This window comes from Aquirufa avitistagni, assembly GCF_042715545.1.
GTDB lineage: Bacteria > Bacteroidota > Bacteroidia > Cytophagales > Spirosomataceae > Aquirufa > Aquirufa avitistagni.
Window position 1 is genome coordinate 604,966 of record NZ_JBBKXZ010000001.1, and the last position, 26,752, is coordinate 631,717.

26 protein-coding genes are annotated in these 26,752 nt (G+C 41.7%); 8 read left to right on the forward strand and 18 right to left on the reverse strand.

The genetic code is table 11. The features are described 5' to 3' along the window. Nucleotides 1–61: 61 nt before the first annotated feature. Nucleotides 62–358 (forward strand): HesB/IscA family protein, encoded by a 297-nt coding sequence (locus tag U0R10_RS02490; RefSeq protein ID WP_377982161.1) that lies wholly within the window; start codon nt 62–64, stop codon nt 356–358. Then, entirely contained in the window at nt 355–1,254 is a 900-nt protein-coding gene (locus tag U0R10_RS02495) for a Ppx/GppA phosphatase family protein (protein WP_377982162.1), read from the forward strand. Before U0R10_RS02490 ends, U0R10_RS02495 begins: the two co-directional genes overlap by 4 nt. On the opposite strand, the gene U0R10_RS02500 is transcribed toward U0R10_RS02495, so the two are convergent. The 6 genes from U0R10_RS02500 to U0R10_RS02525 are packed head-to-tail and all read right to left on the reverse strand — an operon-like array spanning nt 1,251 to nt 5,614. Further along, entirely contained in the window at nt 1,251–2,141 is an 891-nt protein-coding gene (locus U0R10_RS02500) for a DUF3078 domain-containing protein (RefSeq protein ID WP_377982164.1), read from the reverse strand. The genes U0R10_RS02495 and U0R10_RS02500 overlap by 4 nt on opposite strands. Before the next feature lie 19 nt (nt 2,142–2,160). Continuing rightward, nucleotides 2,161–3,117 (reverse strand): aldose 1-epimerase, encoded by a 957-nt coding sequence (locus U0R10_RS02505; protein ID WP_377982166.1) that lies wholly within the window; start codon nt 3,115–3,117, stop codon nt 2,161–2,163. Continuing rightward, nucleotides 3,114–3,893 carry a TIGR02757 family protein gene (locus tag U0R10_RS02510; RefSeq protein ID WP_377982167.1) on the reverse strand — a complete coding sequence of 260 codons (780 nt, stop codon included), beginning with the start codon at nt 3,891–3,893 and terminating at the stop codon, nt 3,114–3,116. Before U0R10_RS02510 ends, U0R10_RS02505 begins: the two co-directional genes overlap by 4 nt. A gap of 5 nt (nt 3,894–3,898) precedes the next feature. Then, the gene (locus tag U0R10_RS02515; protein ID WP_377982169.1) at nt 3,899–4,060 is read right to left on the reverse strand and encodes a hypothetical protein; all 162 of its coding nucleotides are present in this window, start codon (nt 4,058–4,060) and stop codon (nt 3,899–3,901) included. After that, a complete protein-coding gene (locus U0R10_RS02520) occupies nt 4,060–4,887 on the reverse strand; it encodes a LysM peptidoglycan-binding domain-containing protein (protein WP_377982170.1) in 828 nt (275 codons plus the stop codon). The genes U0R10_RS02515 and U0R10_RS02520 overlap by 1 nt, the downstream gene beginning before the upstream one ends. Further along, complete coding sequence (locus tag U0R10_RS02525) at nt 4,874–5,614, reverse strand: hypothetical protein (protein ID WP_377982172.1); 741 nt, start codon at nt 5,612–5,614, stop codon at nt 4,874–4,876. The genes U0R10_RS02520 and U0R10_RS02525 overlap by 14 nt, the downstream gene beginning before the upstream one ends. A 72-nt stretch (nt 5,615–5,686) precedes the next feature. On the opposite strand from U0R10_RS02525, the gene kdsB reads away from it, so the two are divergent. From kdsB to metF, 3 genes are read left to right on the forward strand one after another with little or no spacing between them, the layout of a single operon-like run. Continuing rightward, entirely contained in the window at nt 5,687–6,445 is a 759-nt protein-coding gene (gene kdsB / locus U0R10_RS02530) for a 3-deoxy-manno-octulosonate cytidylyltransferase (protein WP_377982173.1), read from the forward strand. A 42-nt stretch (nt 6,446–6,487) separates the two neighbouring features. Next, on the forward strand, nt 6,488–10,249 hold the full coding sequence (gene metH / locus U0R10_RS02535) for a methionine synthase (protein ID WP_377982175.1): 3,762 nt from the start codon (nt 6,488–6,490) through the stop codon (nt 10,247–10,249). Nucleotides 10,250–10,252: 3 nt separating this feature from the next. Next, nucleotides 10,253–11,206, forward strand: coding sequence for a methylenetetrahydrofolate reductase [NAD(P)H] (gene metF / locus U0R10_RS02540; protein ID WP_377982177.1), 954 nt, complete (start codon nt 10,253–10,255; stop codon nt 11,204–11,206). Here the strand turns inward: metF and U0R10_RS02545 are convergent. After that, on the reverse strand, nt 11,198–11,752 hold the full coding sequence (locus U0R10_RS02545; RefSeq protein ID WP_377982179.1) for an NUMOD4 domain-containing protein: 555 nt from the start codon (nt 11,750–11,752) through the stop codon (nt 11,198–11,200). The genes metF and U0R10_RS02545 overlap by 9 nt on opposite strands. 95 nt (nt 11,753–11,847) lie before the next feature. Between U0R10_RS02545 and U0R10_RS02550 the strand changes: the two genes are divergently transcribed. Then, nucleotides 11,848–12,204, forward strand: coding sequence for a CoA-binding protein (locus U0R10_RS02550; RefSeq protein WP_377982181.1), 357 nt, complete (start codon nt 11,848–11,850; stop codon nt 12,202–12,204). A gap of 1 nt (nt 12,205) precedes the next feature. Here U0R10_RS02550 and purS read toward each other — a convergent pair whose 3' ends face one another. The 6 genes from purS to selD are packed head-to-tail and all read right to left on the reverse strand — an operon-like array spanning nt 12,206 to nt 16,339. Continuing rightward, complete coding sequence (gene purS, locus U0R10_RS02555) at nt 12,206–12,457, reverse strand: phosphoribosylformylglycinamidine synthase subunit PurS (RefSeq protein WP_377982183.1); 252 nt, start codon at nt 12,455–12,457, stop codon at nt 12,206–12,208. After that, the gene (pssA, locus tag U0R10_RS02560) at nt 12,454–13,170 is read right to left on the reverse strand and encodes a CDP-diacylglycerol--serine O-phosphatidyltransferase (protein ID WP_377982185.1); all 717 of its coding nucleotides are present in this window, start codon (nt 13,168–13,170) and stop codon (nt 12,454–12,456) included. Before pssA ends, purS begins: the two co-directional genes overlap by 4 nt. Beyond that, nucleotides 13,167–13,808, reverse strand: coding sequence for an MBL fold metallo-hydrolase (locus U0R10_RS02565; RefSeq protein WP_377982187.1), 642 nt, complete (start codon nt 13,806–13,808; stop codon nt 13,167–13,169). The genes pssA and U0R10_RS02565 overlap by 4 nt, the downstream gene beginning before the upstream one ends. Nucleotides 13,809–13,827: 19 nt before the next feature. Next, complete coding sequence (locus U0R10_RS02570; protein ID WP_377982189.1) at nt 13,828–14,535, reverse strand: SAM-dependent methyltransferase; 708 nt, start codon at nt 14,533–14,535, stop codon at nt 13,828–13,830. Next, nucleotides 14,532–15,293 carry an alpha/beta fold hydrolase gene (locus U0R10_RS02575; RefSeq protein WP_377982191.1) on the reverse strand — a complete coding sequence of 254 codons (762 nt, stop codon included), beginning with the start codon at nt 15,291–15,293 and terminating at the stop codon, nt 14,532–14,534. Before U0R10_RS02575 ends, U0R10_RS02570 begins: the two co-directional genes overlap by 4 nt. Further along, entirely contained in the window at nt 15,293–16,339 is a 1,047-nt protein-coding gene (selD, locus tag U0R10_RS02580; RefSeq protein ID WP_377982193.1) for a selenide, water dikinase SelD, read from the reverse strand. Before selD ends, U0R10_RS02575 begins: the two co-directional genes overlap by 1 nt. Nucleotides 16,340–16,641: 302 nt before the next feature. On the opposite strand from selD, the gene U0R10_RS02585 reads away from it, so the two are divergent. After that, nucleotides 16,642–19,920, forward strand: a complete 3,279-nt coding sequence (locus U0R10_RS02585) for a TonB-dependent receptor (protein WP_377982195.1) — start codon at nt 16,642–16,644, stop codon at nt 19,918–19,920. Between the two features lie 194 nt (nt 19,921–20,114). Here the strand turns inward: U0R10_RS02585 and U0R10_RS02590 are convergent, their stop codons facing one another. The 4 genes from U0R10_RS02590 to U0R10_RS02605 all read right to left on the reverse strand — a co-directional run bounded on the left by U0R10_RS02590 (nt 20,115) and on the right by U0R10_RS02605 (nt 24,562). After that, on the reverse strand, nt 20,115–21,086 hold the full coding sequence (locus U0R10_RS02590; protein ID WP_377982197.1) for a UDP-glucuronic acid decarboxylase family protein: 972 nt from the start codon (nt 21,084–21,086) through the stop codon (nt 20,115–20,117). A 3-nt stretch (nt 21,087–21,089) separates the two neighbouring features. Continuing rightward, complete coding sequence (locus U0R10_RS02595) at nt 21,090–22,400, reverse strand: UDP-glucose dehydrogenase family protein (RefSeq protein WP_377982199.1); 1,311 nt, start codon at nt 22,398–22,400, stop codon at nt 21,090–21,092. A gap of 81 nt (nt 22,401–22,481) precedes the next feature. Further along, nucleotides 22,482–24,107 (reverse strand): alkaline phosphatase PafA, encoded by a 1,626-nt coding sequence (gene pafA, locus U0R10_RS02600; RefSeq protein ID WP_377982201.1) that lies wholly within the window; start codon nt 24,105–24,107, stop codon nt 22,482–22,484. Continuing rightward, entirely contained in the window at nt 24,104–24,562 is a 459-nt protein-coding gene (locus tag U0R10_RS02605) for a type I restriction enzyme HsdR N-terminal domain-containing protein (RefSeq protein ID WP_377982203.1), read from the reverse strand. Before U0R10_RS02605 ends, pafA begins: the two co-directional genes overlap by 4 nt. A gap of 68 nt (nt 24,563–24,630) precedes the next feature. On the opposite strand from U0R10_RS02605, the gene U0R10_RS02610 reads away from it, so the two are divergent. Further along, entirely contained in the window at nt 24,631–25,404 is a 774-nt protein-coding gene (locus U0R10_RS02610) for an AMP nucleosidase (protein WP_377982205.1), read from the forward strand. Here U0R10_RS02610 and U0R10_RS02615 read toward each other — a convergent pair. Further along, on the reverse strand, nt 25,401–26,750 hold the full coding sequence (locus U0R10_RS02615) for a tetratricopeptide repeat protein (RefSeq protein WP_377982207.1): 1,350 nt from the start codon (nt 26,748–26,750) through the stop codon (nt 25,401–25,403). The genes U0R10_RS02610 and U0R10_RS02615 overlap by 4 nt on opposite strands. Between the last annotated feature and the right edge of the window lie 2 nt (nt 26,751–26,752).

Genomic DNA, 26,752 nt, shown 5'->3' on the forward strand with positions numbered 1-26,752 from the left:
GCCTAATTCGTAAAATAGCAGGCTAAATTTAACTATTTTTGCGCAGGCAATCGTTTTTTGTATGTCAAATAATTCTCCTATTTCATTTACTGACATTGCACGTGAAAATTTGCGTAGCATTATTGAAAATGGATCCATGCCTGAACCTTTTGTTCGCGTGGGTATGCGGGGTGGTGCATGTGGAGGAACCTATGTTTTAGGCTTTGACCAAAAAACGGAATTTGATGACCAATACCTAATTGCCGAAATTCCGGTGGTCATCGACAAACGACAAATGTTATTCGTTGTTGGGACTGAAATTGATTTTGATCCAGGTGCCAATGGATTTTATTTGCATAAACCGAAAACCAACGTATGAAATTCGCCGCCATTGATATAGGCTCCAATGCCGCACGTCTCCAGATTTCTTCTGTACTGGATAATGAAGGGATGATCAGTTTTAAGCGGGTTGAATATGTTCGATTTGCGCTTCGATTAGGGCATGACGTGTTCACGGATGGGACCATTAGTCCTGAATCTGAGGTTCGGATATTCAAGCTGATGCACGCCTATAAACTATTAATGGATTTGCATGAAGTGCAAGATTACTCCATTTGTGCCACCTCAGCGATGCGTGAGGCTTCCAATTCATCCGAAATCATTACGCGGGTGCATAAAATTTTGGATATGAAAATTCATCTGATCGATGGGACGCGCGAGGCTGAGTTAATCAACGATGTTGTCGTTAAATCACTTAATCCGAAGAAAAATTACTTACATATCGATGTGGGTGGTGGATCTACGGAGTTGAATTTTTATAAAAATCAGGAAAAATTCGCAACCAAATCCTTTAAAATTGGATCTGTACGTTTGCTTGAAGGCAAAGAGAAGGCGGGGGATTGGGAGAAAATGCAGAATTGGATAAGCCAACAAAAAAGTGAAATTAAAGGCCCTGTTTATGCCGTGGGAACTGGTGGGAATATTAGTAAGCTGTACAATTTGTCCACACAAGTTGACGAGCATAAGACGATGGATTTTACGGAGCTAAAGCGGATTTCAGAATTTGTAGGCTCCTTTACGTATGAGGAACGTGTCAATAAATTACGCTTAAACACGGACCGTGCTGACGTTATCGTACCTGCTGCCTCGATTTATTTGACTGCGATGGAATTAGCTGGTTGCGAGACCATATTTGTTCCAGATTTGGGTTTGAAAGACGGAATTATTCAAATGCTGCATGAGCGTATGCAAGCGAGGAGACGCGCAAATACCTAGTTGCCTAAGCGGTATAAAACCCCCATGGCGAGAATTTGGGAGAATTGCCAATTGGGATCTTGGTCATAATCTCGAAATAGAACCGCCTGCAAATTCGTAGATACATATTTATTGACCTTCATGGTGAAGTTGGCATCCAAGCGGTGTACAATTCCATCTGTTCTTCCGATTCTGAAGTAATCTATTAGTGCGGAATAACGTGCTTTCATATTGATATTTTGAAAGATATCCTTCTCAATGTTCATCAAGTATTGAAATACGAATTGATTTCTGATATTATCTCCCGGACGTTGCAATCCATACAGCCCTGCACGGGAAATACGCTCATCAAATACGAATGTTTGGCGTAAACTACCGATACCAATTCGGGTGTAGAATGATTTCTGTGGATGGTATTCCAAACCCATGGACGTCGTCAGATAGGCAGGAGCGAAGATATTTGAAACGAGTGAATCGATGGGAATCCCTAATTTATTCTTTTTGCTATATTCAATACCTTTGAAAAATTGGGATTGAAAGTTGGTCGATCCATAAAAATCCCATTTTGGACTTATGCGGTAACCAGCTTTAAATTCGTAAAAAATCCTGTCGACGTTCTTGCGGAGCGATTGTGTTCTGTTTTGTAGAAAACCAACTTGAAGATTTAGATCACTATTTAAGCGCCAATTGTTATTGACAACTTTGGCAGAATGGTTTAAAAACCAGCCAATTGCGAAGGTATTGCTACCTCCACCTTTCCAGTTATCACTAAAACTGGATTGATTTAAGTTGACCCCTGTGTTGAAATCCTTTTTCCATTTTTGAGCCAAACTATCTGCTTCAACCGTGCCCAATAGCTTAGTGGAAGAAATTAGTAAGCAAAAAATGAAGGTAAATAGTGATTTCATTTCGACAAATGTACAAAAATCATTTGGCCTTCCGAGTGGTCTGACCTGCTTTTCCTACCCATAAATAAACTTCTCCGTCAAACTGGGCACCTGGCGCTAAAACCTGTAGCCCTTCAGCGGTATTGAATGCATCGGTATTTGCGGTCATCGGCTCAATCGCCACCGCATCCTGATCTCCTGGTGCAAATACGACGAGGTAAGGAAATTGGATACTTGATTGTTCTAAGTAAAAACTGATATTCCGTCGTGTATCATGCAATTCCGTTCGGTGATTTGCCAGCGGTTTTAATAAAAAAACATGATCTAATTGCTCATTTCCTAATGATATTGGTTCCTTTCGATCAAACGATTCTTCTTGTAAAGGAATCATTTGGGAGTCGGACAAAAAGCGTGATTTGGAGGCAAAACTAATTTGAAGATCTTCTAATGTGCTTCCCGGGAATCCGAAATAGGGGTGCCAGCCACAAGCAAATGGCATATTTACAGTTCCTGTATTCATCGAATGGAAGTTGACCCGCAACCCTCCACTTTTTTCAAACGTATAATCAATCGAAAAGTCGAAGGGGAAAGGATATCCTTTTTCATCACCTAGATAGGAATGGCTGATGCGAACGTAGGCTGAATTTGGTGTTGACTCGGATGCACTTACTGTAAATGAAGCACGTGCTAATAGCCCGTGTATCGCATTCCCTAAATTGGGTTCATTGATGGGCAATTGATAATTTCTGCCTTCAAAGGAATAATTCCCATTGCGAACACGATTTACCCAAGGCGTTAATACAGCCGATGGATGGTACGGGTTGGAAGCTAAGGGGTATCGGTCGGAAAAGGGCAGTTTTACGATATTGATAAGCTCATTTTCAACGTGTACGTCAAAGCGCGTCAATAATCCACCTGCCGCCAGATCAATATCCACGCGCGATTGGTTAGTCGGATTGACTAAAGAAATTTGGTTTTCGTTTTGTTCTATAATCATTGCCAAATCGTTTTTTCTTCAATGCCCATGCCATACAGGGCGAAATCATATTTTACCGGATCTGTTGAATCTAATCGGCGCAGTGCGTCAGTTAATTCCAATGCTTTATTCCAGTTTGCAGGCCCCGGAGTAACTAATTGTAAACTTTCTGCGGTCCGTTGTGCATGCACATCTAAGGGACAAACGAGCTGAGATGGCTGCATATTGTTCCACAATCCAAAGTCGACCCCATGTTCATCTTTCCGGACCATCCATCTCAGAAACATGCAAATTCGTTTACACGCCGATTTCTTAAAGGGTGCCGAAATATGTTTTTGGGTCCTTGACGGCGCAAATTCATCATTAAAAAAATGGCGGTAAAAGCGATTGATTGCTGCTTCTATAGTCAATTCGTCTGGATTATAGGCCTGGCTAAATGCAGTTTCTAAGCTTTGGTTTGAGGTATAATGCCGATTGAAAAAGCGGATAAAATACAAGGTGTCGGTATAATTAAAAGTCCGATGTTTGAACGTCTCCAAGCGTTTCAAATCATGGGCTTGATGTTCCATAATGAATTGGTATGGAGCGCCATCAAATAGTTGGATTAACTCGTTGGCCTTCGATATGATGGTTTTCCGTTGGCCCCAGGCCAACATCGCCACCCAGAATCCCATAATTTCAATGTCTTGTTGTTGACTAAAAGCGTGTGGAATTTGAATCGGGTCATGCTCGATAAATCGAGGATGATTGAAAAAGGCATACTTGGAATCCAAAAGATTTTGGACGTGTTGCTCCATTTCGCTTATTTATTTCCGAAAAATGCCATCAATCGAGAGGGAATCGACAATACCCAAACGAGCACGGTTACTGTAGCTGAAAATGCTGCAATAAATGGGTATGAGAGGATAAATAGAATCTCAAAAGCTACGGTTCCGGCCGTGATGGGTCTTTTACGTTTGGGCATTATTGAACTAGATAACTGATTTCAGCACGAATACGTTTGTCTACCGCGTTCAATCGCTCAAATGCTTTGGGTGATAACTTGATAATTAATTTGCCATCTGTACTCGGTAAACGTCCGATGACCTTCACCCAAATACTTTGATTATTGGCTAAGTTTTTGACTAACACCAACGTGCCTATGGGCGCAGATTTATGCAAAGCCAGGTATTTTCCTGAATTATCTGGCACATCGATCAATTCAGCAATTCCTGTTTCAATCGTTTTGCGCAGGCCATCATTATTGCTAATGTCGGCTTCTGTTTTAACCGGTTCAGCCGTTTTGCTGGGCATTAAGGTCGTTTTGTCCACGGATGCAGGAGCAGAAATTAGTAAGCGTTGGCCTTCTTTTAAGACATCAGACGTTAAATTATTCCACTTGCGCAAATCTGCCATCGTCACTTTGTACAAGTTGGCCACTGTCAATAAACTTTGCTTAGCGGCAACGATGTGCATACCTGTCGAATTGCTAGGTTTTTCTTCAGGTGCTTTCTCGATGGGTTTAGCTACGGATAATAAGTTATTCGTGCTTTCATCTAAGTAATGAACCGGAATGAAGACGATTTCACCTGAATTTACGGGGATGCTGATTTCAGGGTTGACCTGCTTAAACTCAGTCAGCGAAAGGTTGTATTTTTTTAAAATTGAAAACAGGGTTTGCTTGTTGCCCACCTTGTATACGATATACGTTTTGTTGCTCTCTTTCTTAAGTCCTAAGGAATCGAGTGTGGTGGCTTTTGTCGCAAGAGTAAACCCAAAAACCAAGAAAAAGAGTAGTTTAAATGTGCGCATAGATCACTAATTCTTGTTTATCTCGTATATATACTAAATGTCCGTGTACTAGTTGAAATGTTTGGAATCCAATTTTTTCACTGGCTACTAGCGTTTCCTCGTGGAGTGTCTGGAAATCAAATGAGCAAATGCGCAAGCGATTTTTCCAGCCATGGTCGTAAAGATAATAAGAAAATATTAGCTTATCCGTACCTTCCCAGTAATCCAATCCCTTCACAATATTTTCTCCAAATTTTTGCTTAAAAAGCGTCTGAAAGGCCTCTAAACCCGGTTGGCTTTCCTCGAAATGTTGTGGTGATTCAAACGTGACACCTTGCCAATGATCTACTTGTTTCGATTCGTAAACGCCAGTTCGAAGATTTATATCTCCAGATGAGGTCTGCAAATAGGTTCCATCGATGGCTAACCAACTGGTCATTTCAATCCGATAAATTCTTTTGCCAGTAGTTAAATCGTAGCCTTCAATTGCCTCAATTCCTGGGTTTTTTCCGGTGTGTAAACAAAGAAATACCGCAATGGAATCAATGCCAATAAGCCACGTCTTTGGTTTGTTGGCTTCTATTGGAAACGGGATTTCTTGACAATGGAAGGTCGTTAAATCTACTTGGTGCCAGTGGACCTCATCACCCGCACGCGACTCGATCCAGCATTTGGGATGTTGTGCATCACCGAAATACCCGGTACTCCAAATATTTCCCGAAAAAGTATGTGTGTATATTTTTTCCACCTTGGTCCCACGGATTCCCCGCAAATTATGTGCAAATTTGGTGAAAATTTTAGCATAAACGGTTCTATTCCCATGATGCAAGGTAAAAAAGTTGTCGCTGTCATTCCTGCTCGGTACGCATCTACGCGCTTTCCAGGAAAGCCTTTGGTAGATATTGGTGGTAAATCGATGATCCAGCGGACCTTTGAACGGGTTTCGGCAGTTGCCGGCTGGCATCGCATCATTATCGCCACTGATGATGTTCGGATCCAACAAGCTGCTGTAGCTTTTGGGGCAGAAGTATGTATGACACGTGAAGATCATGTTTCAGGAACGGATCGCTGTGCGGAGGTAATGGAAAATTTGGGCGAGCCCGTTGACTACATCGTCAATATTCAAGGGGATGAGCCTTTTATCGAGCCAGCTCAGCTTACAGAATTGGCGGCAGGTTTTGCTACTAATGCACCTATTTTGACCTTAATTAAGCGTGTAGAAGACGAAAACACACTATTTTCAATCAATACCCCTAAAGTGGTGATAAACGAACAAGGCCATGCCTTGTATTTTTCGCGTCAAACGATTCCATTTCTTAGAGGTGTAGCGCAAGAAGATTGGTTAAGCCAACATTCTTTTTTCAAACACATCGGTTTATATGCCTATCGGGCTGATATTTTACGTGAATTAAGTCAATTAAAACCTTCAGCGCTTGAATTAGCAGAATCTCTGGAGCAATTACGCTGGTTGGAAAAAGGCTATGTCATCCAAACGATCCAAACCGAATATGAAGCGATTGGGATAGATAGTCCTGCGGATTTGGAAAAAATCAAAAAAATGGGCTTTCTAGGCGCCTAATTCTTGCCTCGATTCATATGATTTTGGTATCTTTGCAAGATTATGCAGAAGCCATCTATTTACGAACAATTGCGCCATCGGATCCTTGTGTTGGATGGTGCCATGGGTTCATTGATTCAAGAATATAAGTTATCGGATGCCGACTACCGGGGCGAACGATTTAAAGATTTTCCACACGAGGTTAAGGGTAATAATGACTTGCTGTCTATTACGCGGCCAGATGTGATTAAAGAAATTCACGCAAAGTATTTCTCAGCGGGCGCGGATATCGCCGAAACCAATACCTTTTCAGGGACTTCGATTGCCATGGCAGATTACCACATGGAGGAATTGGTTTACGAACTAAATTTCGAATCTGCGAAGATTGCGCGCGAAGTAGCTGATGAATTTACGGCTCAAAATCCTTCAAAACCACGTTATGTGGCGGGTTCAATTGGACCTACGAATCGGACACTTTCCCTTTCTCCAGACGTTAATGATCCCGGTTTTCGTGCCGTGACATTTGATGAATTGGTTGAAGCGTATACGGAACAGGTACATGGCTTGGTGGATGGTGGTGCTGATTTACTCCTCGTTGAAACCGTTTTTGATACCCTAAATGCGAAGGCTGCGTTATTTGCCATCGATCAATTTTTCAAAGAAAATCCTTCTAAGCCTTATCTTCCTGTGATGGTTTCCGGAACCATTACAGATGCTTCTGGCCGAACGCTTTCGGGTCAAACAACGGAAGCTTTTTTAACCTCGATTTCTCACATGCCTTTATTGTCGGTGGGCTTAAACTGTGCTTTAGGGGCAGATTTAATGCGACCGTACGTAAAAACGCTACATGATAAATCTCCATTTTTAGTTTCTGCACACCCAAATGCGGGTTTGCCGAATGAAATGGGAGAATACGATCAGTCGCCTGAACAAATGGCGGAGGTGATTGAGGATTTCTTGCAGCATGGTTTTGTCAATATTATTGGTGGATGTTGCGGTACGACACCGGCACACATTCAAGCGATTGCTGAAATAGCAGCGAAATACAAGCCTCACGTAATTCCTGAAGATTCATTAAATCAGAAACTATCGGGTTTAGAGCCATTGGAAATCACGGAATTGACCAATTTTGTCAATATTGGTGAGCGTTGTAATGTGACAGGTTCCAAGAAATTTGCTCGATTAATTCGGGAAGAAAATTTTGAAGAAGCGATTGCTGTAGCGCGTGAGCAAGTGGATGGTGGGGCACAGATTTTGGATGTCAACATGGATGAGGGGATGATTGATGGCGTTAAAATGATGCCACAATATCTAAACTTATTGATGGCTGAGCCAGATATTGCCCGTTTACCGATCATGATTGACTCTTCCAAATGGGAGGTTATTGAAGCCGGTTTGAAATGCGTGCAAGGTAAGTCGGTTGTTAATTCCATTTCCTTAAAGGAAGGGGAAGAGCGATTTATTGAATTAGCGAATAAAGTCAAGCAATATGGTGCTTCTGTCGTTGTGATGGCGTTTGACGAAGATGGTCAAGCGGATTCCTACGAGCGTCGGATTGAAATTTGTACACGTGCTTACCGGATTTTGGTGGACGTGGTTAAATTTCCTGCCCAAGACATCATTTTTGACCCCAATATATTAACGGTTGCCACAGGAATCGAGGAGCATAATAACTATGCGAATGATTTCATTAAGGCAACGAAATGGATCAAGGAAAATTTACCTCATGCCAAAGTATCCGGTGGAGTATCCAATATTTCCTTCTCTTTCCGCGGAAATGAACCAGTTCGTGAAGCGATGCACACGGTTTTCTTATACCATGCGATTAAGGCGGGTATGGATATGGGTATTGTGAATGCAAGCCAATTAGGCGTGTATGATCAAATTGACCAGCCTTTGCGTGATCTATGCGAGGACGTTTTATTGAATCGCAATCCAGAAGCTACGGAGAAATTAGTTCACTTCGCAGAGACGGTTAAGTCGGTGGGTAAAGAAGCCGTTGTAGATGATGCTTGGCGTCAATTACCTGTGAATAAGCGTTTGGAACATGCGTTGATTAAAGGATTGACTGAGTTTATTGATGAAGATGTAGAGGAAGCGAGACAGCATGTGGATAAGCCTATTCAAGTAATTGAAGGCCCATTGATGGATGGTATGAACGTGGTAGGTGATTTGTTCGGCGAAGGCAAAATGTTTTTACCTCAAGTAGTGAAGTCGGCCCGTGTCATGAAAAAGGCGGTTGCCTATTTATTACCTTTCATCGAAGCTGAAAAGCAAGGAGGGGAGAGTTCTTCGGCCGGTAAAATTTTAATGGCAACGGTGAAGGGCGACGTACATGATATCGGTAAAAATATTGTGGGTGTTGTCCTCGCATGTAATAATTACGAGGTGATTGACATCGGTGTGATGGTATCCTGCGAAAAGATTTTAGCAGCTGCCAAAGAGCATCAAGTAGATATTATCGGCCTTTCAGGCTTGATTACACCTTCTTTAGATGAAATGGTGTATGTGGCGAAAGAGATGGAGCGTCAAGGATTTACGGTTCCTTTATTGATTGGAGGAGCTACGACTTCCCGGATTCATACCGCAGTTAAAATTGATCCACATTACAGTGGTCCAGTTATTCACGTATTGGATGCTTCGCGTTCGGTACCCGTGGCCGGTCGTTTGTTGCAAAGTGAATTGACTTCGCAAGAAATTTTTTCTGAGATCAAGCAGGAATACGCGGAGTTGCGGGTGTCGCATGCGGCGCGCCAACAAGAGAAAAATTATTTATCGATTACTCAAGCGCGTCAAAAGCCAACGGGCATCGATTGGACCGGATTTAAAGCCAAGCAACCATCGTTTTTGGGTGTAAAATACTTCCAGGATTATTCGCTGGCCGAAATTGCGAAATACATCGACTGGACACCATTCTTCTCCACGTGGCAATTATCAGGCAAATATCCGCGGATTTTTGATAATGAGACCGTTGGCCAAGAGGCACGAAAACTATTCAATGATGCGCAAGCATTATTACAAGAAATCATCGACGGCAAGTTGTTGACGGCTAAAGCTGCGCTTGGGTTCTTCCCTGCGAATTCTTTCGGAGATGATATGATTTTGCATGACTTTGAGGAACGTGTGCAAGAGGTTCCTTGTGAAAAACATGGTTCACATGCGCATGCATCCTACACGATTCAGCGTAAAGATGAGACTTCGGATTCAACTGCATGGTTACATCATTTGCGCCAACAAGGTCAGAAGTCGGCATCATTACCCAACCGATGCTTAAGTGATTTTGTTGCTCCTTTATCAACGGGAGAAACGGATTTTGTGGGTGCGTTTGCGGTGACGACGGGTATTGGTATTGAGGCTTTATTAGCGAAATATGAAGCACAGCATGATGATTATAACTCCATCATGGTCAAGGCATTAGCTGATCGTTTGGCGGAAGCTTTTGCTGAGTTAATGCATGAGCGTGTGCGTCGGGAATACTGGGGCTATGCAGCTGATGAGTCCATGAGTAATGAAGAATTAATCATGGAAAAATATCAAGGTATTCGTCCGGCACCGGGATATCCAGCATGTCCAGATCATACGGAAAAGAAGCGTTTGTTTGAATTATTGGATGCGGAAAAGCAGATTGGAATTCAATTAACGGAGAGTTACGCGATGTATCCAGCTTCTGCGGTTTCTGGATTTTATTTCTCACATCCGGAGAGTACGTATTTTGGTTTAGGTAAAATAGCCAAAGACCAAGTAGTAGATTATGCAGCGCGGAAAGGGATGCCATTGGAGGAAATGGAGCGTTGGTTAAGTCCTGTTTTAACATATGATGCGTAAGCTATGACGAAGATTACACAGTATTTAGAGGCAGCAAAGGGGAAGACTTTATTCTCGATTGAGATTATTCCACCGATGAAAGGTCAACATTTAGGTGAACTAGTTTCGCATATTGAGCCCTTGATGGAGTTTAATCCGCCTTTTATTGAGGTAACATATCACCGTGAGGAGTATGTAGAAAAGCTAGTAGACGGTGCGTTGAAACGAATTCCTATTCGTAAGCGTCCGGGTACCTTAGGTATTTGTGCAGCGATTATGCAGAAGTTTAAGACAGAAGCTGTGCCGCATATTATTTGCGGTGGATTTACGAAAGAGGAGACAGAAGATTTCTTGATTGATTTACATTACTTAGGAATTGAAAATGCGCTTGTATTGCGTGGAGACCAAGAAAAAGGGGAGGACCATTTTATTCCAAAACCAGGTGGACATGCGTATGCGAATGAATTAGTCGCTCAGGTTCATGCGATGAACCAAGGCATTTTATTACATGAGGAGACGGAGTCATTGCCTACGAACTTTTGCGTGGGTGTAGCCGCTTATCCAGAAAAGCATTTTGAGGCGGCTTCCTTGGACGAAGACTTGCGCTATTTAAAACAAAAAGTGGATGCGGGTGCTGATTACATTGTAACCCAAATGTTTTTTAACAATCAACACTACTTTGATTTCGTTGCTAAATGTCGGGCTATGGATATTCATGTTCCGATTATACCGGGATTGAAACCCATTGCGACCGTGCGTCAGTTGGAGATATTACCTGAAATATTCCATTTAGAAATGCCAGAAGCCTTAGCAAAGGAAGTGCGCGCGTGTACCACAAATGCTGCGATTAAGCAGGTGGGTGTGGAATGGGCGGTCCAGCAAGGTCGCGAATTAATGCAAGCGGGTGTTCCAGCCTTGCATTTTTATACGATGAGTAAGTCGGATAGCGTGCATGCCATTGCTTCGCAGTTATTTTAAGTGCACTTGTTTCCAATTTGATCCATTTTTGATTCGATTGACTTGCGTTGAGGTGACGCCAAATTGCTTGGCGATCATTTTGATGCGGTTTTTGCCCGTGCGTAGCATCTGCTTGATGAGTAAGACTTGCGCGATACTCAATTTGTAATTTTTGGTCCGCAAGGGCATCTTTTTTTGCAGTATGGCGGGATTACGTAAGTTGTGGGCCGTTAGCGCGTCACGCGTGACCCAATCCAAATTTGCCACGTGGTTGTTTTTTTTATCGAAATCTCGATGGATAACAAACGTTGCCTCTGGATTTGTACGCGGAATGAAGAGTTCAGCGACCATTTTGTGCACATATCGATTGATTGAATTGCCTTGATGGCGCATATTCAACGAGCGATAGTTTTGAATGCAGGAACCCAAAATGATTTTCCCTTTTGGGTTGGATTTGAAGCTTTTAATTCGACCGAAATTCGAAATTTCCACGTGGATTTCGATGGGCCAATCAGGGGATTGAATACGTTTCCATTGTTCAATCCGTAAGGTAGGAGTTGAATACATGTTTTTTATTAGTGGTTGTGACGTAATTACGACTTTTTAATCTAGAAAACGCCTGTTTTTGTGCTATTATTGTATCACAAAACTGATATACTTACATGCGCGTTTTAGTCTATGGTGCATCCACCAATCCAGCTCGTTATGCTTTTATGGCCACTGAATTATTGCTTTCGAAAGGGCATGAAGTGATTTTGGTAGGACACAAGCCTGGAGAAATTGGGGGAATTGACATACAGGTGGGCCAACCGGACTTGGTTGATATTCACACCGTTACGTTATATGTAGGGCCCAAAAATCAGTTGGATCTTTTGGCATATCTAATACGTCTTCAGCCGAAACGGGTGATTTTTAATCCAGGTACAGAAAACCCAGACTTAATGAAGCAGCTTGCTGCGGAGGGGATGCAAGTAGAAGAGGCCTGCACGCTGGTGATGTTGCATACAGGCCAATTTTAATTTATACGGCAGTCAGGGTGAATTCGAATTCCTCCATGATCAAGTTGGCCAATAATTTCTTACACGCTTCCGTTACAATTTCATGAGCAACGGCCTCAGATGCCGCTTCTAATTGCAATGTGATATGTTTTCCAATACGCACATCAGAAACCTGTGTGATATTTAAATTTTGTAAGCCGATACGAACTGCTTTTCCTTGTGGGTCAAGAATTTCTTTTTGGGGCATTACATTGATTTCTGCGATAAATTTCATTTTTGTTTGATATTAAGTAACGAAAGGATAAACGATAACACGATATAGGAAACAACTAAAATCGGGAAAGCTGCAAATTTAAGCAATACGAGTATAGCAACACAATAAATCAGAAATAAGTAGCGCATTTGATTCGCAGCCCATCCCCAAGATTTAAATTTAAAGGCCATCAACGGAAATTCAGCTACCAATAAATAACTCATGATAATACTGTAAATCAATAAGCCTTTGAAGTGTAATATATACGGACTGAATTCAGGTTGAAAATGTAAAATTAATGGCAAAGAAGCCACTAATAGCCCATTTGCAGGTGTGGGTACCCCGATGAACTGGTCACTTTGGCGGGTGTCAATGTTGAATTTTGCGAGTCGGTAGGCCGACATTAACGCTAAGGCAAAAACCATAAATGGTTTGTAGAATCCGAAAATACCCACCGAGCATTGTGTACCACAACTTTGTTCAACGAGCGCGAAAAGGATGAAGCTTGGTAAAACACCAAACGAAACCATGTCGGCCAGGGAATCTAATTGCTTACCCAATTCCGAATAGGCATGGAGTAGTCGAGCTAAAAATCCATCTAAGAAATCACAAACCAACGAAATGAAAATGCAATACGATGCCCAAAGTAAATTGCCCTGAATAACAAAATAAATACCCAGACAGCCCGCAAGCAGGTTGGCCAAAGTTAACAGATTGGGGATCTCTTTTTTCATGCTTTTACATAGGGATTATGTTGCTTCTCTTCTCCAATCGATGTTTTAGGTCCGTGACCAGGATATACAAGCGTCTCTGTAGGCAATGTATATAATTGCGTTTGGATGCTATGCATTAAGTCGGCATGATTACATAACGGAAAATCGGTCCTTCCCACACTCCGTTTGAAAAGTACGTCTCCACCAATCACCCAGCCTTGCTTTTCTAAATAAAAAGCCACGTGTCCGGGTGCATGACCGGGAACAAATAAAATTTGTATGTCAAATTCACCTACTTGAATCCGTTCGGTTTCGTTAATCCATTGATCGACGTTTGCCGCCTGATAATGTGGGAATCCGTACACTTCAGCGCGCTTACCTGCGTCATCTAATAGGGGTTTGTCCTTGAGATGTAGGCAAAATGGAATTTGGTATTCGGTTTGGAAAAAGGAAACGCCTAGCACATGGTCGATGTGTGCATGGGTATTCAAAATGTATTTCATTTGAATACCTTTCTCGATGATAAAATCTTTGATTTCTTTACGCTCTTCGTAGCTGTAGCAGCCTGGGTCGAAAACAATTCCATTTCCGGCGTCATCCCACAATAAGTAGGTGTTTTCTTGAAAGGGATTGAATTGGAAGACTTCGAGCTGTATCATAAACGCTACAAATTTCGGATTAATTATTGGTTTGGCCAAAAAGGAAAATGCACGGAATTTTGTGCAGTTCAGGTTTTTGTGCCGACCATTCTTTGAGTGTTTTTGTTTGTATAAATCCACCTTCTCCTTGCAGATTAGCGCCAATGGCTACTAAGGTATTTCCGGGAAGATGCTGGATCATATCCTCCAATAATCCATTATTTCGATAAGGGGTCTCAATGAACATGTGTGTTTCCCCCGTTTTTTCGGTTAGCTGAACTAGTTGCTCCATGCGCTTAATGCGCGCAGGTTTCTCGATAGGTAGGTAGCCATGAAAGGCAAACTTTTGGCCTGAAAAACCAGACCCCATCAGTGCGAGTAGGATCGAAGAGGGTCCCACGAGTGGAACAACTTCAATGCCCATTTCTTGGGCGATTCCTACAGCTAGGGCGCCTGGATCTGCGACACCTGGGCAACCTGCCTCGGAAATAACACCGATGTAGGCTTCGTTTTGATGTTTTTGAAAGAAATCTAAGATTGACTTTTTCTGGGTGTCCTTATCTAGAATTTCAAAAGTCAAGGAATCAATGGTGATTCCGAGTTTGAGTTCAGAAATAAATCTGCGGGCTGTCCGGACATTCTCGACAAGAAAATGTTGGCATAGCGCAATATAAGCGGGTACCTCCGGCGCTAAGGAAGTTGACGCGGTATTTTCTGCAATGGGGCAGGGGATGAGTATCAGTTTCATAGGATCGACTGAATTACTTGAATAAACGCTTCGGGCTGGTCGGCCTGAACCCAGTGTCCAGCGTTTGCAACTGTATGTATGTCAAAATTCGGGAAAATTTCAGCGATGTAGCGCTCGTCTTCCGGTTGGATGTAATGAGAGTTTGCTCCTTTAATAAAGTGAATAGGCGTTTGGCAGGGGTTTTTGACCCATAATTCATGACCGACTACATCAATATTTTTGGTAATGACAGCCAGGTTGATTCGCCAGGCGAATTCCGTATCATTTTTGCGGTAGAGGTTCTTTAATAGAAATTGACGAACGCCTTCTTGTTCTTCGAAGCGTTTGAGGTGTTCGTTGGCTTCCGTTCTTGACGCGATTGTTTTTAGGTCAATGCTATTTAATCCAGCTAAAATCGACGTGTGGTGGACTGGGTAAAATTTAGGTGCTATGTCCACGATGATAAATCTATCGGAAAGCGTTGGATAGTTCAATGCGAATTGCATGACTACTTTACCGCCCATGGAGTGACCAATGATGATCGGATTGATCAATTGATGCGTATCGATGAATTCTTTCAGGTCTTCCGACATCACTTGATAGTCGAATTCGTCGGACCAGGGTGATTGCCCGTGGTTTCGTTGGTCCACTAAATAGACTTGGTGGGTGCTGGCGAATACTTTGGCGATACCTAGCCAATTGTCTGAACTGCCAAAAATGCCATGTAAAATAATCATGGCAGGTCCTTGTTCACCTACTTTTCTAAAATATAGTTCCATTATTTCAGGTAGATCGCTTTTTCTTTTTGGGGAATTGTTTGACCAATTGGCTTCAAATCAAAGCCTGCGGCTTTAGCGAAAGCTTCAAAGGCGTCTTTGTATGATTTTGAAATGGCGATTAATAAACCACCGGAGGTTTGTGGATCTGCCCCGATGAGTCGTTGGTTTTCTGTAATTCCCTCTTGTACTCGGTGACCATAACTTGCCCAATTGCGACTTGTTCCACCTGGGAAACATTTTTGGTCTAAGTAATGGTCTAGGTTATTGAGGGTTGGTATGTGGTCGAAAAATAACTCGGCGCTAACTCCTGATCCGTCACACATTTCAACGAGGTGACCCATCAGTCCAAAACCGGTCACATCCGTCAGTGATTCCACATAAGCTAATGGTGCGATTTTAGCCCCAAAGGAATTCAGGGTACTCATTTGCTTAACGGCTGTAGCCAAGTCGGCATCAGAAACGATGCCTCTTTTTTGTGCAGTGGTTAAAATACCTACACCTAAAGGTTTGGTTAAGTATAGGAGCGCATTGGCGGAAGCTTGATCATTTTGCTTCAGATTTTCTTTTTTGACTTTCCCGGTTACGGCCAATCCGAAAATTGGCTCTGGGGAGTCAATGGAATGTCCGCCTGCCAATGGAATTCCAGCTTCAGCACATGCGGCACGGCCGCCTTCTAAAACTTGACGGGCAATTTCGGGAGCAATTTTATCGATGGGCCACCCTAATATTGCGATCGCCATGAGGGGTTTGCCGCCCATGGCATAGATATCTGAAATGGCATTGGTGGCTGCAATTTTTCCGAAGTCGAATGGATTGTCGACAATCGGCATGAAGAAATCGGTCGTAGAAATAACTGCTTCTCCGTTTTCCCAATCAAACACAGCGGCGTCGTCACGGCTTTCGTTTCCGACTAAAAGAAGCGGATGATGTTTTTTAGGCGTATCCGATTGTAGGATTTGATCTAAAATTTGGGGAGATATTTTACATCCGCATCCGGCACCGTGGGAATAGGAAGTCAGTTTAATGGATTCTTCGTTTGCTTGCATAAGATAATTTCTGCTGCAAAATTATTCTTTAAATAATTAAAAATTATGTTTCTGTTAAATTTTAAACGGTTTTAGGACTAATCTAGGTTGGATTCATGTGTTAGAGTACATTATTTATGGCTTTAGTGCTATCAATCAACAAATTATAGAAAAAGTCTTTTCGAATCCTTTTGGAGTATTTGATTTTTTAGGTTTATTTTGTGGCTTCAATACTTCTATTTCATTTATAACTAAATTCCAAATTTATGCAGAGAAGGTTTATTACTCACTCAGTGTTATTAGGAGCGTTTTTTGCGCTAATAATGATGCTTCCCATTGGGCAGGTGTTTGCTCAAGGTTCAACTACTTCTGCCATCGCAGGTACGGTAGTGGACGAAAAAGGCGAAGGCCTACCAGGTGCAACGGTGATTGCAGTGCATGAGCCTACGGGTTCTCGTTACGGTGCGTCTACACGTGCAGATGGTCGTTACAATATTGTTAACATGCGTGTGGGTGGTCCTTACAAAGTGACTGTTTCATTCGTAGGTTACAAAGAATCTGCACAATCAGGAATTGTGTTGACATTGGCTTCTGAATTGCGTCAAAACTTCAAATTAGAAGTTAGTCAATCACAGTTAGAAGAAGTTAAGGTCGTAGCTTCACGTAGTTCGGTGATTAACTCAGGACGTACGGGTGCGGCAACAACCGTTTCAAACTCTTCCATTACGACATTACCTACCTTGAATCGTTCATTAGGTGATTTTGCGCGTTTAGATCCACGTGCGAATGGTTTGAACTTTGCTGGTCGTAATGCATTGTATAACAACGTAACTGTTGACGGAGCGTTCTTCAACAATGCGTTCGCTTTATCACCTACAATTGGTGGTCAAGCAGGTGCTTCGCCTATTTCGGTGGATGCGATTGACCAATTCCAAGTATTGATTGCTCCGTATGACGTACGTCAAGGTATGGCAACGGGTGCAAACATCAACGTAGTAACAAAGTCTGGTACAAATAATTGGACTGGTTCAGGTTATTATTTTGGTACAAACGAAGGTTTAGTAGGAAATAAAATTGGTGATGCAACTTCTCAATTTGGTAAATTCAACCGTGGACAATTTGGTGCACGTGTGGGTGGAGCAATCATCAAAAATAAGTTATTTATTTTTGGATCATTTGAGCAAGAAACACAAACAGATCCAGGTTCTAACTTTGTGGCAACACGTACAGGTACTGAGCCGAACAAATCGATCGCGAAAGCTGAAGATTTAGATCGTTTGAAATCATTCTTGTTGTCGAAATTCAACTATGATCCAGGTGCGTACGAGAACTACAACAGAGAGAAATTCTCACAAAAAGCTAACGTTCGTTTAGACTGGAACATTTCTGATAAGCACAAATTGAACATTAAGTATAACTACTTACGTTCGTTTGCTGATATTTCTCCTTCGAACTCAGGTTCATTATCTGGAGGTCGTTCGCCATCGGTTAACGTGTTACCTTTCCAAGGTTCATTGTATCGTATTAACAACAACTTAGACTCGTACATTGCTGAATTGAACTCGACATTCTCGAATACAATCTCAAATAACTTGACAGTTGGTTATACCGCTATGCGTGACTATCGTGAGTCACCGGTGAATAACAATCCATTCCCTACAGTTGATATTGGAAATAACAACTTAAACCAAATGACTGCATTTGGTTACGAACCATTCTCGGCGAATAACTTGTTGAACTCTGATATTTTCCAAATCTCGGATAACTTAACTATCTACAAAGGAAAGCATGTATATACGTTTGGTGCTGCTTATGAAGCAAATGCATTTAAGAATGGTTTTGCTCCTAACTATTATGGTGGTTACCAGTTCCGTTCGATTGATGACTTTATCAAATCTGCAAGTGGTGATTTAACTGTTTCACCTGTACGTTACCAAGTTCAATGGTCAAATTATGCTGACTTCCCATTTGCTGAGATGAAGGGTAATACCTTATCATTCTATGGTCAAGATGAGATTACAGCTGCAAAAGGTTTGAAATTAACTTTTGGTCTACGTGGAGATGCGACTTCGTTCCCATCATTTGATGAGCCAAAGTATACAAACTCATTTGTTCCTAATTTAACGTTCCGTGATGGAGTAAAGTTGGCTACCAACAAATTCCCTGAGACTACTGTTTTATGGTCTCCACGTTTCGGATTTAACTGGGATGTAAAAGATGACAAGACGACTCAAGTACGTGGTGGTTTGGGTGTATTCTCAGGTCGTGTTCCTTATGTATGGTTGTCGAACCAGTTGTCTAACAACGGTGTATTGTTCGGATCTCGTTTAGTTACTGCGGCGGCAGAATTGAGAAATTATCCATTTACACCTAATGTAGATGCATATAAGCCAAACGCAAGTACATTGACTAACTTACAACCTACTGCGTATAACTTAGCGGTTACGGATCAGAATTTTAAATTCTCTCAAGTTTTCCGTGCGAACTTAGCGATGGATAAGCAATTGGGTGATGGCTGGTTAGTTTCTTTGGAAGGTATTTATACAAAGGATATTAATGCGGTATACTTGGAGAACGTGAACTTGCCGAATTCTACGGTGAAGGCAGTTGGTCCAGACAATCGTGTTATTTATTTCACAGCTTCTCCAACGGGTATTCCAACAAATACACGTAACAACCAAATTTATGGTGGTACACGTGGTTTGAATGCACCTGCAACTGGAAATACGGTAGACAATCCAAACATCTCTGATGCTATCTTAATCAAGAATACGAATTTAGGTTATTCATATGCCTTGACTGCTACGGTATCAAAGGCGTTTGATAATGGATTGTTTGCTTCGTTATCATACACGAATTCAGATTCACGTTCAGTGAATGATGGTGGATCTATTGCTCAATCGCAATGGAGAGACCGTGTTGTTTCTGGTGATCCAAATGAGAATGTGGCTTCATATTCTTCATATATGCAAGCACACCGTATCAACGCATATGGTTCATACCGTTTGAATTACTTGAATGAAAAAGCGTCTACGACGTTTGGTTTCACGTATTCAGTAGCTCCAGCAGGTCGTTTCTCATATACCTATTCAGGTGATATGAATGGAGATAACCAAAATGCAAATGACTTGATTTATGTTCCACGTAGCCAATCAGAGATTTTATTACGTGATTTAGGAACGTATACGGCAGCTCAGCAATGGGCGGATTTAGATAAGTACATCAACCAAGATAAGTATTTGTCTTCTCGTCGTGGTCAGTATGCAGAGCGTAATGGTGCTGAGTTACCATGGGCTGCAAACTTTGATTTCAAAGTAATCCAAGATTTCTATATCAATGTGGCAGGTAAGAAGAATACCTTACAATTTACATTGGATGTATTTAACTTCGGTAACTACATGTCTCCACAGTGGGGCTTAAACCAAACACCATTGCGTGCAGGTTTATTGAACTATGTAACAAACGATGCGGCTACTGGAAGACCAGTTTACCAATTCCCTTACCGTGCAGGTACTACGCCTTTAGTGGAGACTTTCCAACGTTCTTTCGGACTTGGTTCTCGTTGGCAAGCACAATTCGGTATCCGTTATATCTTCAACTAAGATATTGCTAATCCGAAGTAAAAAGGCTGCTCGAAAGAGCAGCCTTTTTTATTTGTTTTCTTTGGCAAACCTTTCAGGATTCCCTAGGCTAAAGCCTAGGGTTATTAGTAGCCCCAGACTAAAGGCTGGGGATTTTAGGCGAGGCATCGCGTCTCTACAAAAGGCATAAAAAAACCGGGTTTCCCCGGTTTTTACTAAAACTCTTTATGATGCGCCATTCGATGTAAATCTTCCGGGCTTAATGACTTGAAGTATTCGTAGGTGATTTTCAGTCCTTCAGCACGCGAAACTTTAGGTTCCCAGCCTAATAAAGCTTTTGCTTTCGTGATGTCTGGTTTACGCTGTTTCGGATCGTCCGTTGGCAATGGCAATGAAATCAACTTTTGACTCGTTCCTGTTAGTTTGATAATCTCCTCACCAAATTCCTTAATCGTAATTTCATCTGGATTACCAATGTTGACTGGTTGGGCATAATCGCTCAGCAACAAGCGGTAAATTCCTTCTACTAGATCATCTACATAACAGAAAGCACGCGTTTGAGAACCATCACCAAACATCGTTAAATCTTCACCTCGCAAGGCTTGACCGATGAATGCAGGAAGTACGCGGCCATCATTCAGGCGCATACGCGGGCCGTAGGTATTGAAAATACGCACGATACGTGTTTCTAATCCATGGTAGGTATGATATGCCATCGTCATCGCCTCTTGAAAGCGTTTGGCCTCATCATATACACCACGTGGACCCACTGGGTTTACATTTCCCCAATACTCCTCAGGTTGTGGATGGACCGTTGGGTCTCCATATACCTCTGACGTAGATGCGATTAAGACTCTTGCGTTTTTAACACGCGCTAATCCCAAGCAATTATGAATTCCTAATGAACCCACTTTCAGGGTTTGAATAGGGATCTTTAAGTAATCAATTGGTGATGCTGGAGATGCAAAGTGTAGAATGTAATCTAAATCTCCAGGAACGTGAATGAACTTAGAAACATCATGGTGATAGAATTCAAAATGTTCTAATTTGAACAAATGTTCAATATTCTTCAAATCACCTGTGATCAAATTGTCCATCGCGATGACATGGTAGCCCTCTTTGATGAATCGATCACATAAATGGGATCCTAAAAATCCAGCTCCGCCGGTAATTAATATTCGTTTCATAAGTTAAACAACAGATTTGCGGCCTACTGAATAATACGTGTAGCCTAATTCTTGCATTTGGGGCAATTCATATAAATTTCGGCCGTCGAAAATGACTTTATTTTTCAATAAGCTGTCCATGCGATCGAAATCAGGTGTTCTGAATTGTGGCCATTCTGTTACAATCAATAAGGCATCTGCCCCTTCAATCGCATCATATGGACTTTTGGAATATTCTACCACATCGCCGATAAGCTCTTGGACATTTTTCATGGCCTCCGGATCATAAACGCGTATTTTGCAACCTAAAGCCAATAGGGCTTCAATGTTATACAATGCTGGTGCTTCCCGAATATCATCCGTGTAGGGTTTAAATGCTAAGCCCCATATTCCAATCGTTTTTCCAGCCAAATCATTGTTAAAGTGACTTTCAATCAATGGCATTAACTTCGTTTTCTGTAATTCATTGACACGCATCACCGAATCCAAAATGTGAAATTGGTATGCATTTTCCTCCGATGTTTTAGCTAATGCTTGCACGTCTTTAGGGAAACAAGATCCACCATAACCAATACCTGCAAATAAGAATCGCTTTCCGATACGGGAGTCTGTTCCGATGCCCCGACGAATATCATCGACATTAGCACCGACTTTCTCACATAAATTCGCAATTTCATTCATGAAGGTAATCTTAGTGGCCAAAAACGCGTTAGCTGCATATTTGGTCATCTCCGCAGAACGTTCGTCCATAAAGATGATCGGATTCCCTTGGCGAACCAATGGCGCATATAATCTAGTCATTACCTCTTTCGCACGATCTGATTCTGTCCCAATCACCACGCGGTCAGGTTTCATGAAGTCTTCTACCGCGACGCCCTCACGCAAAAATTCTGGGTTTGATACGACATCAAAATCAACTTGGGCTTTTTTAGCAATCGCCGCATGGACTAATTCAGACGTACCTACTGGTACGGTACTTTTATCAATGATGACGGTATATTCAGTCAATAATGGACCTAAATCATTCGCTACTTGTAAAATGTATTTTAAGTCGGCAGAACCATCTTCCCCCGGAGGCGTAGGCAAGGCTAAGAAAATAACTTTGGCTCCTGCAATTCCCTCAGATAAAGATGTTGTAAAATCTAATCGGCCTTCATTGACATTCCGATGAAACATATCTTCCAAGCCTGGTTCGTAGATAGGTACAATCCCAGCTTTCATTTGCTCGATTTTCGCTACATTAATATCAACGCATGTGACATGATTTCCTGTTTCAGCAAAACATGTTCCTGTTACGAGGCCTACATACCCTGTGCCAACAACCGCAATTTTCATAGTGACTTCTTTATAATGTTCAAAAATTGACTGCAAATTTAGCCAAATATCTTCAATTAATGCTAGTTTTTAATTTGCCGGCTACTTTTTTAAAGGGATAATTTGACCGATACTTCCAGATGGTTCCATGCAATGCAACCAATTCGCCAGCGTAGTCGAAATATCGCTAATGCTCGTGCGCTCAGTTACTTCGCTAGGCTTCACTTTCCAGCCATAAAATAACAAGGGTACATGCGTATCATAGGCATACAAGGTGCTATGCGTGGTACCCGTTTTGTATCCAATAAACCATTGTGGTTTCAATAAAATCATCACATCACCACTGCGATCTTGGTTATATCCGTTACGAATGATTGTCGTGTATAGATTGTTTAATGTAGATGCTTCGATGTTGTGTAGGTCAACTAACTCCTGAAAACCTGCTTGTTTCTTAAGCGATTGTTTAACAACCTGAATTAGTTTTTCCCGATCGATATTCATTTTGGATAAGACAGCTTTATTGAAGTACAATTGGGAGTTGTCTTCCCCGATGATTAAATCTGTTTGGCCAAAAGCCTCTTGAGTAGCTTTTTTAATATCAGACATGGCTTTAACACGATCGAAAACACCACCTGGCATTTTATGGCTATTCAAATAACCTGGTACTTCCGCCACCGCGTGATCTGCGGTTAGGAATACAAGGACTTGATCTTTACCATAGTTTTTATCCAAATACGTTAAGATTTCAGCGATATCTTGATCTAAACGTAAATAGGTATCTTCTAATTCAATGGATTGTGGACCAAAACTGTGGCCAACATAATCCGTAGAAGAAAAACTCACCGCTAGAAAGTCGGTGGTCCCATTCTTACCTAACTTTTCCTCGGTCATCGCTTGAATCGCGAAATCTTTCGTTAAGGTATTTCCATAAGGACTTGTGCGAATTAATTCCAATGGATTGCCGCCTTGTAAGGTATGTGGAAAAACAGGCGCAGTTTCACCAGCCATTTTTGACTCATAAGGCGAATCATCTGGTCCGCTTAACGTATACGTTTGAATAGGATAGAGGGTGTTCCATCCGGCTTTGGTATACTTTTGTGCACGCTGTTCCGCATTAAATGTTTGTACCCATCTAGGAAGTGATTGCATGTAGAAACTGGAAGTAATCCAGCGTCCTTCTTTTGAGTCATACCAATAGGCTCCATCAGCGGAATGACCTCCTGGTAAAATTGCTCCGCGGTCTTTTAACGCAATAGCAATCGTTTTTGATTTGAAGTTTTGAGCTAATTTTAATTGGTCCGTGATCGTGCTTGTCCACATATTTTTCGGCGACATAAAACCTGTTTTTCCTGTGGTTCCTACGGTACTAACGGTACTGTCATCTGTACAATATACCTTTTTGCCTGTGGCAACGTCCGTCCATTCATTTCCCACAATACCATGAACGGCAGGAACCGTACCGGTATACACACTGGCATGGCCAGCTGCGGTTACCGTAGGTGCGTAATTATAGTGGTTATCTTGGCAATTCATTCCTTCGCGCATCAGGCGCTTTAATCCATTATTTGAATAGCGGTCTGCATATTTGTATAAATAATCGTAGCGCATTTGGTCTACTACAATGCCAACAACCAAAGCAGGACGATTTGATTCAGTGGATTTTTTTTGACCGTACGTCCATGTGGTCATACACATCAATGTTAGGATAAATAAGCTGGTTTTTTTCATAGGTAAAGGGGGAATTCCGTTAATTGGTTTGTTGTTGTATGGGTGTAATCTATTTCAAATATTTGATGTTCTAAGCCGTTCGTTAATACCAAAAAACGTGCTGCGTTTTTCTTTTGATATTGACTGATTTGATGAAACGTTTGCGCCGTCAACGCCACATGGGGTGCTTTGCATTCGATCAACATATATACCTGTCCTTGCTTATCGAAAACCTGAATATCAGTTCTTCGTTGCATTTGATCTATCTCGTGCCCACGTTCTATTTGTATAATAGAAGGTGGATAATTTAGATGTTGGGTCAAGTAATTTAAACAGTGTTGGCGCACCCATTCTTCAGGTGTTAACGCTCTATATTTTTTTGCAATCCCATCATAAATGAAAAGTTTTCCATCCTTTTGCGTTAATTTATACTCAAATTCAGGAAAGAGCAATTGCAGTTCTGCCGACGGGCGCATAGTTTTTAGCCAACGAAAGGACTAAATTAAGCTATTTGTTGATTATTTACATTACACCTAATCAAAATATGAAGACGAAAGAAGAGATTGTACAGAATTGGTTGCCACGTTACACGGGTACGCCCATTGAATCATTTGGCCAATATATTTTATTGACAAATTTTAAAAATTACGTGGACATGTTTGCCGCCAAATACCAGGTTGACATATTCGGGCAAGATCGTCCCATGCAAACAGCCACAGCAAATAATATTACGATTATAAACTTTGGTATGGGTTCTCCCATGGCCGCTACGGTTATGGATATTCTTTCAGCCATTAGTCCTAAGGCTGTTTTGTTTTTAGGTAAGTGTGGTGGACTAAAGAAAAATCTAAATTTAGGTGATTTGATTTTACCCATTGCCGCAGTTCGCGGGGAGGGAACTTCAGATGAATACATGCCTAAAGAAGTGCCAGCTTTACCTTCATTTCGTTTGCAGCGCGCGGTTTCCTCCATGATCAAGAAGCACGAGTTAGACTACTGGACGGGCTTGATTTATACCACCAATCGACGCGTATGGGAACACGATGAGGTATTCAAAACATATTTGTCGGATATCCGTGCGATGGGAATTGACATGGAAACGGCGACCATTTTTACGGTAGGTTTCGTCAATAAAATCCCGCACGGTGCGTTGTTATTGGTATCCGATAATCCCATGACGCCTGATGGTGTAAAAACAGAAGTCTCTGATCGAAAAGTGACGACTAGTTATGTTGAATCACATTTGCAGATCGGGATAGATTCATTGATTGAACTGGCTAGTTCAGGTGAATCCGTGAAGCATTTAAGGTTCGATTAATTACAGTGATCGCGGATAACTTGATACGCTTGATTAAATCCTAATTCGCCAGACTTACTTAAATCAAGGCAACCTGAGGAATCTCCTAGGGCTAATTTGATGATGCCTCTAACGTAGTAGGCTTCTGCATATTTGGGGTTCAACTTAATTGCATTCGAACAATCTTGAATGGCATTGCGTTGATCGCCTAACGAAGATTTGGCTACACCTCTAAAGTAATAGGCTTCCGCGTAGATTGGATTCAATGCAATAGCTCGGTTATAATCGTCCATAGCTTGTTTTGAATCACCAGACTTTGCTTTGGCAACACCGCGGTTGAAGTATACTTCTGCACGCTCCGTGCTAAATGGTGAAATTTTAACTTTATCAGGCACGCCATTACGAAGTTCATCCAAAAGCACTTTCGTCATTTTGGTGTCATACAAAATTTTGGCATTTTCATTATTCCCTAGGTCTGCTGATTTACTGTAATCTTCGATCGCACCCCGTTGATCACCTAACTTGGCCTTAACAAATGCACGTCCATAATAGGCTTCCACTTTAACGGGATCCATTTCAATCGCTTTAGAAAAGTCCTCAAGCGCGCCTTTTTCGCCATTTTCTCCACGGAAATTCTCTAATTGTGTCTTGCAAAATCCGGCAAAATAGTAGTCGTCTGCATTATCAGGACTTAATTTGATTGCATCGGCATAATCCTTTAATGCTAAGGCGTAATCTGTTAATTGCATTTTCGCAAATGCCCGATTGGAGAAATACCCGGAACGTTTAGGGCTTAATTCAATAGCTTTATCAAAGTCCTCAATGCTCCCTTTAAAGTCAAGTAACTTTGATTTTGCTTCACCTCTCGCTGCTAAACCGGGTGCATATTCCGGATTTAATTCGAGTGATTTGTTGAAATCAGAGAGTCCTCCGCGGTAGTTTGCTAGCTTCATTTTTGATACACCACGGCTATAATAGGCCGTTGCTTCCAAGGGATTCAACCGAATAGCTTCATTGTAATCTTGTATGGCTACCTTATGATTTTCCTGCTTGCTATAGCTTTGTCCACGGGCAATAAAGGCTTCAAAATACGTGGGCTTTAACTCAATCGCTTTATCAAAATCCAAGATAGCCCCGCGGAAATCTTTCAAGTTATATTTAGCGAAACCGCGATTATAAAATGCGATTGGGTTTGGGTTGGCCGTATTTTTTTCAATTTCTAAGCTAAAATTGCGAAGAGCATCCGCATAGTTTCCTGTTTTGTTTTGGGTAAGCCCGAACTCCAAATAATCAACGGTTTCTTGCGCAAACAAAGATGTTTGAAGGCAGGTGAACACAAGGACAGCAAGTAGAAATTTGATTTTCATAA